Below are 11626 nucleotides of genomic sequence, written 5' to 3'. Positions count from 1 at the left end.
CCATGTGAAGCACCTCTTTACTATTTTGTCTCAACTTATAGTTTACTGGTTTGCTTCACTTTTTTCTATAAAAAAATAATCGTGTTGGCGAACTTTTTTGTTCACCAACACGATTTATTGTACACCCCAGAAACGTCGATTCTAAGCTGTTTTCAATTTTTCAAATGTTAATCGAAAGGCTAAAATTTTAGTTTTTTCCCAGTTCCTTGCAATTTTAAACATATCACTTCAAACAAGCTTAGTTTTTTCTCAACCTCTTGTACACTACTTTATTTAAAGCCATTTCCGTTTATTTATCATTTTTTACTTAGCAAAAATGACACTATATTCAATGGGAATACATCTTACTTAGTTTTGCTATTTGTCATATATGCAATCTTAGATTTGCACAATATAAATAACAAACCTTTAATATTCCATTTAATTTACAATAGTTACCTCTCTACTTTCCTTATCTAGCATACTATCTTTCATAATGCACTTATTTGACATTTTACTTAGTTCATCTTCTTATTTAATTGATATTCTTCTGTAAATCAGCACATTACACCACTTCACATGATGTTGAATAAAATATATACCCATTAATCTTTAACAACAGAACTAAACCATAAAAAATCCTAATCTTTGTAACTGACGTGTCTGGAAAAACTACTCACAATTTTTATAACCATATCCTTTTAGCCTCCCAAATGATTATAATACTTTCATGTTTAAATGTTATACTCTGCTTGTAATTCCAATAAGATATCACGTAATGTTGCTGCTTTTTCAAAATTCAATTCTTTTGCAGCTTGCTTCATTTCTTTTTCTAAGTTTGCTAAACTTTCTTTCCGTTCTGCCTTAGTCATCTCCTGATATGATTTTACTGGAGTATCTTGCTTAGGCTCTTCACTGACTTGTGTGATAGCAATTAAATCTCGAATGTCTTTTTTTATGGTTTTCGGCACAATACCATGCTCTTTATTATAAGCCTGTTGAATGTGACGACGACGATTTGTTTCATCAATTGCACGTTGCATAGAATCTGTAACCGTATCAGCGTACATAATGACTTTCCCTTCTGCATTACGTGCTGCTCGTCCAATCGTTTGAACTAAAGAACGCTCGCTTCTTAAAAATCCTTCTTTATCTGCGTCTAAAATGGCAACTAATGTCACTTCTGGAACATCTAAACCTTCTCTCAACAGATTTATCCCAACTAACACATCAAATACACCTAATCGTAAATCACGAATGATTTCTGTCCGTTCCAATGTATGAATATCGCTATGCAAATATTTCACTTTAATACCAACATCTTCTAAATAATCCGTTAAATCTTCCGACATTTTTTTCGTTAAAGTCGTAATAAACACACGTCCACCTTTTGCAATTTGTTCGTTGATTTGGCTAATTAAATCATCAATCTGCCCTTTAATTGGTCTAATATCAATGACTGGGTCTAATAAGCCTGTTGGGCGGATAATTTGCTCTGTTACAACTGGTGTTTGAGCCAGTTCATAAGGTCCTGGAGTTGCAGAAATATAAATGACTTGATGAATACGTTCTTCAAATTCTTCTAAGCGTAAAGGACGATTATCTACGGCACTAGGTAAACGAAATCCATATTCTACTAAACGTTCTTTTCTTGCTCTATCGCCATTATACATACCACGCACTTGTGACATAGTAATATGCGATTCATCAACAACAATCAAATAATCATCTGGAAAGAAATCTAATAAAGTATACGGTGGTTCATCAGGTTGGCGTCCGTCCATGTGTCTAGAATAATTTTCAATCCCAGTACAATAACCCATCTCTAATAACATCTCAATATCATAATTTGTCCGCTGCTCTAAGCGCTGTGCTTCAAGTAATTTATTTTGGGATCTTAATACCTCTAAGCGTTCCTCTAACTCTTCTCGAATTGCTTCAATAGCTTGTAACGTTTGATCTTGACTTGAGACAAAATGAGCAGCAGGAAAAATAGCTACATGACTGCGTGTTGCTTTTACCTCTCCTGTCAACACATCAACTTCTTGAATACGATCAATTTCATCTCCAAAAAATTCAATTCTTATCGCTTGAGAATCTCGACTTGCCATAAAAATATCAACACTATCGCCACGTACTCTAAAAGTTCCGGGCCTAAACTCAATATCATTTCGTGTAAATTGCATATCAATCAATTGATGCAATACATCATCACGCTCAATAATTTGCCCCTGTCTTAACGACAACACAAATTTCTTATACTCTTCAGGATTAACCAATCCATAAATACACGATACAGATGCTACAACAATAACATCTTTTCGTTCAATCAATGCACTTGTTGCCGAATGACGTAATTTATTGATTTCATCATTTACGCTTGATTCCTTTTCAATATACGTATCACTAGAAGGTACATAGGCTTCTGGTCTATAATAATCATAATACGATACAAAATATTCTACAGCATTATGTGGAAAAAACTCTTTTAATTCACTATACAACTGCCCTGCTAACGTTTTGTTATGTGCCAGAACTAAAGTCGGTTTATTCACCTCTTGAATAACATTGGCAATCGTAAACGTCTTTCCAGTTCCTGTTGCCCCCAATAGTGTTTGAGCACGCTTTTGTTGCTTAATGCCCTCAACTAACTCTTTAATCGCATTCGGCTGATCTCCACTCGGTTTATATTGAGAAACTACTTGTAATTTTTCAGTCATAAGATCCTCCACTTTTTATTTTCTTTTTCATTTTAGCATATCTTAGTCAAGTTTTCTTGAAAAATGTTTACCTAAAATTAAGCACTCTAACCAAAGTGAACAGCCTACAAAGAAATCTATAAATCATTTAATCATGCCTAACATAAAAAAGATAGCTATATATCTAAAAAATTAAAATGGCTTTAAATCAAACTGTTCAAAGTCTTGATTTAAAGCCATTTTTCCTATTTATATTTATTTTTTTATCTAGCTTATCTGGTTTTGTTACAATATAATATTACCATATTGCTCCAACACTTGTTCAGGCCATACACTTGATTGCACTTCACCAATATGTTGTTTACGTAATAAAAACATTGCTAATCTTGATTGTCCAATTCCTCCACCAATTGTTAACGGGAATTTTCCACTCAATAAATCTTGATGCCATGGATATGACAGGCGATTTTCATCTCCTGTTAAAGCAAGTTGATGTCTTAAAGTTTCTGCATTCACTCTAATGCCCATAGAAGATAACTCAAACGCTCTTTCTAATTGCTGATTCCAAACTAAAATATCTCCATTTAAACCTTTGTACCCATTCTCTGTTTCACTTGTCCAATCATCATAGTCTGGTGAACGTCCATCATGTGCTTTTCCATCAGACAATACGCCGCCAATTCCAATTAAAAAGACTGCGCCGTATTCTTTACAAATTGCATTTTCACGTTCTTTTGGTGTTAAATCAGGATAGCGTTCGACTAATTCTTCACTATGAATAAATGTAATCTGTTTTGGTAAAACGGACTCAATATCAAAACGTGCCTCAACAGCTAACTCTGTTAAACGAATTGCTTTATAAATTTTTTCTACTGTCTCTTTCAAATAATCTAAATTGCGTCTACCTGTTGGAATAACTTTTTCCCAATCCCATTGATCAACATAAATAGAATGTGTCGCATCTAATGAATCCTCATCTGGACGCAAGGCTTTCATATGCACAAAAATTCCCTCGTTCTCTTCAAATCCAAAACGTGCCAATGTGTGACGTTTCCATTTTGCTAAAGAATGAACAACTTCATACTCTTTTTCTGGAATTTGCAACACTTTCACAGATACAGCATGTTCAATACCACTTAAGTTGTCTTGCATTCCATCTCCTACTTGACTTAAAATAGGTCCCTGTGCTTCAATAATATCTAATTTATCAATTAAATATTGTGTAAACGTATTTTTAACAAAAGATATTTCATTTTGTTGACGTATAAATTGCTTTTGCACAATTATATTCCTCCTTATTTTTAAACAAAAAACATTATACATTGATGTTATTTAAATGGAAAGAGTTTTATTCTATTTACTGTTATTTTTATAAATGGTTTAGCATTTTGGTATTAAAAATATGTTAAAATATGTTAAAATGTATTCAGATGATTAAACTATAAAGAAAAGAGAAATAATGTATGCTTTTAATGAAAGATATTATTAGAGAAGGTCATCCAACTTTACGTCAAAAGGCTGAACCAGTTTCATTACCTTTAAGCCAAGATGACTTATTGCTCGCACAAAAAATGCTAGAGTTTTTACATAATAGCCAAAATGAAGAAATTGCTGAAAAATATCAGCTTAGAGCAGGTGTTGGGCTAGCTGCTCCACAAATTAATGTATCCAAACGCATTATTGCCCTACTCGTCCCAGGAGAGTACGAAGACGATCCATTCATCTTAAATACAGTTATGATTAATCCACGTATTATTAAGCACTCTGTTCAAAAAGCGTGTTTAACCTCTGGAGAAGGATGCCTATCTGTTGATCGTGAAGTACCTGGATACGTTCCACGATTTGCAAAAATTACGGTGGAATATCACACTATTGACGGAAATCTTACTACTGTAACTTTACGTGATTTTCCAGCAATTGTTGTTCAACATGAAATTGATCACTTAAATGGTGTCATGTTTTACGATCACATCAATACAGCAAATCCTTTTTATAAAGATGAACACCTTAAAATTATTGAATAGTCTTAATATACTCTGTCAAATTATATTTAACCATGCACAATAATTTTTTAAGGACTTGGAAAAACTAAACATTGTATGACATAATATTTTTTAAAACATCTAAAAATCAACGTTTATAAATGTAGATTTCTAGATGTTTTTATTATTTTCCCAGTCACTAGTGTTCTAAATAAAGTACTAATCACATTATCTTCTATTTTTTATCTTTTGTATGCAGCTCTTCAGCACAGTTTGCTTTCTTCACATCAACATGTCCATTGTATTGTCTAATGAAAATATTTTGCTTTCCATCTGTTTTTTTCGTATAATTAAACTAAGAATTGTTGTATACTAAAGGAGACGTTATGGCTTATATTGAAGTAAAGCATAGTTATAAACATTATACAGTTGGTGAAAACACGATTGTGGCAAATCATGATATTAACTTTACTATCGAAAAAGGTGAATTAGTCATCATTTTAGGTGCTTCTGGTGCTGGAAAATCAACGCTCTTGAATATTTTAGGAGGCATGGATTCAAATGATGAAGGAGATATTTTTATCGACGGAACCAATATCGCCCACTTTAACGAAAAACAATTAACACATTATCGTCGTCATGACGTAGGGTTTGTCTTTCAATTTTATAATTTAATTCCTAATCTAAGTGCAAAAGAAAACGTTGAATTAGCTGTTGAAATTGTAAATAATGCTCAAGATCCTGAAGAAACTTTGAAAGCTGTCGGATTAGCTCACCGTATCAATAATTTTCCAGCACAATTATCAGGTGGCGAGCAACAACGTGTTTCTATTGCACGTGCCATTGCCAAAAATCCTAAATTACTACTATGTGATGAACCAACTGGAGCCTTAGATTATCATACTGGAAAACAAGTGTTAAAACTTTTGCAATATATGGCTCAACACGACGGTACAACCGTTATTATTGTCACACATAACTCTGCTTTATGCCCTATTGCTAATCGTGTCATCCGTATGCACGATGCTAAAATTAAATCTATAACAATTAATGAACATCCACAAGATATTGATACATTGGAATACTAATTATCCCCCCTATTTTTATATAGAATTATTCCTGTTGCTAAGTTTTATCTTTTCAACACATACATTTCACATAGATTTATGAGGTTCATAATGAAAAAAATAACATTATATAAAGATATGAAACGTGCTATCACATCATCTATCGGACGTTTTCTCTCTATTGCTTCACTTATGGGATTAGGTGCATTTGGTTTAAGTGGCCTACAATCAACAAGCCCTGATATTGACGCAACTGTTCAAGAATATGTCACAAAAACACAACTAGCTGATTTATTTGTTATCGGCTCTTATGGACTAGATGAGTATGATCAAGCAGAATTGCAAAAAATTGCGAAAAAAACGGTAGAATTTGGTTATTTTACTGACACAATTATTGCTTCGTCAACCACATCAATCCGTGTCTTTTCTAATCCTAAAACGCTCTCTAAACCAGACCTCATTGCAGGAGATTTACCAAAAACTGACAATGAAATTGCCTTAAGTGCTTCCTTTCAAAAACAATACGCATTAGGAGATACCATTACACTTCATGAAAAAGAATCTTCTACGCTATTAAAAACACATACGTTCACTATTACAGGATTTACACAATCTAGTGAATTTTTATCTCAAACTAATCTTGGTCCAACAAAATTAGGAAGTGGCATCTTAAATGGTTATGCCTTTGTCAGCCAAGACGCATTTCATACATCCGTTTATACTATTGCACGTTTTTCTTTTGATGAGGCAACTCATCATACTTTTTCAAAATCGTATACAGATAAAGTTATCGCACGACAAAAAGAGATTGAAAATCTTTTAAATGATAATGCTGCCCCACGCCTAGAGCGGATTAAATCAGAGGCTAAAGATAAAATTAACAAAGGTCTACAAGAGATTTCAGATGCAGAGCAGAAATTGAATGACGGCAAAAAACAGTTAGATGATTCTCTACAAATCATTCAAGATAATCAAAACACATTAGATCAACAACAAGACAATCTTAACATTCAAGAGAATACATTAAGTGTAGGAAAAGCCCAATTAGATGAGACACTAGCTAAATTAATTGACACAAGACAGCAATTAGATGAGGCTAAAGTGAAAATTGATAAGGGAGAAAACACTTTACAACAGAAAAAGGAAGAATTAGACACTGCTGAAAAGACGTTAATACAAGTTGACGAAACATTACGTGCAACAAAAAGTTATTTAGATAAAACAAAAATAGAACTGCAAAATACATTTCAAGCACTACAACAAAACAAAGAAAAAATAGACGCAGACAAACTTGCTTTACAACAAAATAAAGAAAAATGGCAACAAGATAAAGAGTTGTTAGAAACTCAACCAGATTTAGCTAAAGAACAAGGCATTACGCTTGAACGTTTACATGAGCAGAAAAAACAATTAGATGTTGCACAAGAACAAGTCAATCAAGAGGAACATACTTATGATATATCATTAAAATTATATCAAGAACGTGAACAAGAATACCCTATTCATTTTGCTGCTTATCAAAGTGGATTAGATAACTATACGAAAAATACTGCTTCTTTTCAGCAAGGAAAGCAAGAGTACCAAGAGGCACTTACCTCTTTCCAAAATCAAAAAGATGCGTATCAACTCGGGTTAACGACTTATCAAAACGGTGTTGACACGTATGAACAATCTCTACGTGATTATCAAACAGGTGTAGAACAAGTCAATCAAGGGAAAGAGAAATTACAACAGGCTTTATCTTCACTGCAACAAGCTCGTCAAGATTGGCAACAAAAACAAGATGAATTCCAACAAAAACAAGACAGCGCTAATCAAGAAATCAGTGACCAAAAGCAAACAATTGTCAATGCACAACGTGATTTAAATCATTTAACTTTACCAACATATCAAACCTATACACGTTCTACAATGTTAGGCAGTGAAGGCTATACGGTTATTTCCGCAACTTCCAAAGGCATTGAGTCTGTTGGTCGTATTTTCCCCGTTGTGTTATATGCCGTAGCCGCATTAGTAACGTTAACAACAATGACACGCTTTGTTAATGAAGAACGTACAAATTCAGGAGTGTTAAAAGCTCTAGGATACCATTCACGTGATATTATGAAAAAATTTATCATCTATGGACTAGTTGCTGGAATGACTGGCACATTATTAGGCATTTTAGTCGGTGTCTATATTCTTCCTATCCTACTTGGAAAAGCATTACTCAGTCAAACAATACTTCCACCTATTTTATTAAAAACAAACTGGTCTATTATTGGACTAACACTTTGCTGTGCATTCATTTGTAGTGTATTACCGTCCATTATTGTAGCCAAACGTGAACTTAAAGATCATACAAGTACATTATTAATGCATAAAGTACCTGTATCTGGATCAAAAATATTATTGGAGTATCTACCATGTATTTGGAAACGATTATCATTTACACAAAAAGTAACAGCACGGAATATTTTCCGTTATAAATTAAGAATGTTCATGACAATATTTGGAGTGGCAGGCTCTATCACATTGCTCTTTTCTGGATTAGGAATTATTTCATCTCTACAAAATATTGCACACCATCAATATAAAGATATTATACAGTATCAACTGCTTATTTTGGAACAAGAAAATATTAAGTCTGAAGAAAAAGAAGATATTCAACGCTTGCTCCATTCTCAACAAGTCAAACAATTTCTTCCAATTCATGTCCAATCATTTAAAAAGGCTATCCCTTCGGTTAATGATTTACAGACAATTACATTATTAGCAAGTAACACACCGTTTGATGAATACATCACACTTAAAGATAGAAAAACAAACGTGCCATTGCATTTATCAAAAGACGGTGTTATTATAACCGACAAATTAGCTAATTTGTTACAAGTAAACGAGGGAGATACGTTTACTCTTGAAAAGAATAATCACACGTATACACTACGTGTTTCTGGAATAGCGGAATGGTATGCCGGACACAATATATTTATTCAGCCAAGTACTTACCAACAAATTTTTGGAAAATCAGTTAATTATAGTAATTACTTAATTACTTTATCCAATCCAAGTAAGGAAAACATACAAAAATTAACAAGTGACTTCCTCCTATTAAGTGGTGTATCAACTGCTATTCATCAATTAATTAGTCTTGAGCAAATTAATGCACAAGTAAGTGCATTGACACAAGTCATGTCAATTCTATTAGTGACATCTATTCTACTAGTAGTTATTATTTTATACAACTTAAATAATATTAATGTTAATGAGCGTATTCGGGAACTTTCTACAATTAAAGTCCTTGGATTTTACACTCACGAAATTACTTTTTACATTTATCGTGAAACAATTATGCTCTCGATTATTGGTATTGTTTGTGGGATATTCTGTGGACAAATGCTACACCGTCTAATCATTGATTTGGTTTCTACTCCCGTTATCATGTTCAGTCCAAATGTTGATTTATGGGTCTATCTCATTCCAATAGTGAGTATTATAATTCTCTTATCTTTACTTGGTGCACTGATTAATCGCTACTTAAAACGTATCAACATGCTTGATGCCTTAAAAGCTATCGATTAACTGGACTATTTATTGACGATGTTATCCCCTAAATAAAAAACACCAGTAGAAACTGGTGTTTTTTATTTAGGGCTTCTTTTTATTAAACACAACCTAAAAGACCTACCAAACAAAATCATTTCTTGAACCACTTCTACTTACTAATCTTATAAAATTCTCCTAATCGTTTTACTCTTTTATCAGCAAAATAAGTATGTTTAATCCATTCTCTTATATATTTCGCTATTTTCTTTGTATTTTTATACCCTATTGACATAATATCCTCTATACTTAACATTTTCTTGGTGTTCTATTGGCTATTATATGTATATGGTCTTTACATACACTTTTTTCGTGAATAATGCTTACTTTTCTTCAACTAAATGAACGTATAATTTTTCTTATACTTCCTATATAGTATTACCCTCTATACTCTGGAATAAGTGCTATATGATATTCACACTTTCATATTATATGTGTTAAATTATTGTAGAAAAACCTTAATTTATAAGATTAAGTCATTTTTTGTTTAATTTTTGACATCTTTTGTCTTCTGACAAAAGTTCTACTTCCTATATAATACTGGTCACATACTAAACATTTTTATTACAAAAACAATATAACCTGTCAAGTCTATTACTTTACTCGTTTTGTACGGCAGTAGCAATGTAGTCTACTTACCATTATTGAAATATCATTTGGACTACCCGTTACTTTAATAAAAAATTATGATTTACATATATTATCTCAATGAGAGATAACATCTAGTTAATAATGGGATATGTACTAAAAATTAATAAGTGTTTTATAAAATAGTATGTTTTTTCTAATTTTACGCTTGGGAACAGCGTAAGTTGGGGGATATCGTTGGAGTATATGATGGAGTGCATCAAACTCCCAAATATCAAAAAAGTGGAATAATGTTTTTATCAGTAGAAAATATTGCAATCTTAAAATCTTCAAAATATATTTCCGAAGATGATTTTAAGCGATATTATAAAGTATATCCTCAAAAAAATGATATTTTAATGACGAGAATCGGTGATGTAGGAACAACAAATATAGTAACTGATAATGACTTAAAAGCCTATTATGTCAGTCTTGCGTTATTAAAATATAGGAATACAAATCCATATTTTTTAAGTAATGCAATTCAATCTGATTATGTAAAGAAGGGATTAGCAAATAGAACCTTAAAAACAGCAATTCCAATGAAAATTAATAAAGATGAAATTGGGAAAGTTGATGTTATGTTGCCATTATCATCTGATGAACAGAGTAAAATCGGAGTATACTTCCGTAATCTCGACCACCTTATCACCCTTCATCAGCGTAAGTTGGATCTACTAAAACAATTAAAAAAGGCGTATTTACAAGTAATGTTTCCAGCTAAAGACGAGAAAATACCTAAAGTTAGGTTTGCTAACTTTGAGGGAGATTGGGAAGAACGGAAATTGGAAAAAATTGCTCCTTTACGCGGTGGATTTGCATTTAAAAGTTTAGAATTTCAAAATAGTGGTATCCCCATTGTTAGAATTTCAAATATTCTTTCTAATGGCAAAATTGGTGGGGAGTTTGAATATTATGTTGAACAAGATAAAGATGAAAATTATCTACTTCCAGATAAAGCGGTAGTCCTTGCCATGTCTGGGGCAACAACAGGAAAAGTAGCGATACTCTCAAATGATAAAAATAAAAAAATTTATCAAAATCAGCGAGTAGGTTATTTTCAACCCATTAAAGGAATAGACTATAGAATTGTCTCGACAGTTGTTTCGTCAAATATATTTTTAAGTCAACTTAAATCTGTATTAGTTTCAGGAGCACAACCAAATGTATCTGTAAAAGAAATTAATGCTTTTAAATTTTTATTACCTAAGTCATTTGAAGAGCAAACTAAAATTAGTCAATTATTTATTGCGCTTAATACTAATATTTTTCTCCAACAATCAAAAGTAGAACATCTACAAAAACTCAAAACAATATATCTTCAACAATGTCAATCGAAAATGAAAATGTCCCAAAATGTGGGCCACTATAAGTGCAATGATTTTCAAAAAAATCATTGCACTTATAGGGCAAAATAATGTATGCTATTAAAGTATCAAGCAGGCTTGTTGTCTTGATACTCTTCAAGAGTTTTTCCAATACTCTTGAGATAGCGTTTGAAAGATGCCAGTTTCCACGGGTGTGATTGTGGTGGAACGTATTGGCGTCTTTCTTTTTTTATATTCTCACCCAAATCAAACACCGCTGAATGCTCTTCATGTGTTAACAAACAACGTGTGGCATAAATGTTGTCAGCGATATTCAAGAAAATATCCCCATTAAATGCTTCAATAACCAACGCTTTTGTGTG

General features: G+C 32.5%; 6 protein-coding genes and 1 pseudogene. 4 read left to right on the top strand and 3 right to left on the bottom strand.

Annotated elements, in window-relative coordinates; genetic code table 11:
• Positions 1-713: 713 nt before the first annotated feature.
• Positions 714-2699 (bottom strand): excinuclease ABC subunit UvrB, encoded by a 1986-nt coding sequence (gene uvrB, locus E4T68_RS07310; RefSeq protein WP_135125587.1) that lies wholly within the window; start codon positions 2697-2699, stop codon positions 714-716.
• 264 nt (positions 2700-2963) lie between these two features.
• The gene (gene asnA / locus E4T68_RS07305; RefSeq protein ID WP_135125585.1) at positions 2964-3959 is read right to left on the bottom strand and encodes an aspartate--ammonia ligase; all 996 of its coding nucleotides are present in this window, start codon (positions 3957-3959) and stop codon (positions 2964-2966) included.
• Positions 3960-4141: 182 nt separating this feature from the next.
• Here asnA and def point away from each other — a divergent pair, with 182 nt between their 5' ends.
• The 4 genes from def (at position 4142) to E4T68_RS10000 (ending at position 11354) form a co-directional block, all read left to right on the top strand.
• Positions 4142-4702, top strand: coding sequence for a peptide deformylase (gene def, locus E4T68_RS07300; RefSeq protein WP_135125584.1), 561 nt, complete (start codon positions 4142-4144; stop codon positions 4700-4702).
• 344 nt (positions 4703-5046) lie between these two features.
• The gene (locus tag E4T68_RS07295; RefSeq protein ID WP_135125582.1) at positions 5047-5748 is read left to right on the top strand and encodes an ABC transporter ATP-binding protein; all 702 of its coding nucleotides are present in this window, start codon (positions 5047-5049) and stop codon (positions 5746-5748) included.
• A 90-nt stretch (positions 5749-5838) separates the two neighbouring features.
• Positions 5839-9288 carry an FtsX-like permease family protein gene (locus E4T68_RS07290; protein WP_167753855.1) on the top strand — a complete coding sequence of 1150 codons (3450 nt, stop codon included), beginning with the start codon at positions 5839-5841 and terminating at the stop codon, positions 9286-9288.
• Between the two features lie 833 nt (positions 9289-10121).
• Entirely contained in the window at positions 10122-11354 is a 1233-nt protein-coding gene (locus E4T68_RS10000; protein WP_135125578.1) for a restriction endonuclease subunit S, read from the top strand.
• 17 nt (positions 11355-11371) lie between these two features.
• Here the strand turns inward: E4T68_RS10000 and E4T68_RS07280 are convergent.
• Positions 11372-11626 (bottom strand): annotated as a pseudogene (locus tag E4T68_RS07280) (ISNCY family transposase); the annotation flags it as partial.

Origin of the sequence: Granulicatella sp. WM01 (genome assembly GCF_004570605.1) — a bacterium.
Classification (GTDB): domain Bacteria; phylum Bacillota; class Bacilli; order Lactobacillales; family Aerococcaceae; genus WM01.
This window is presented reverse-complemented; position numbering and strand designations above follow the sequence as displayed.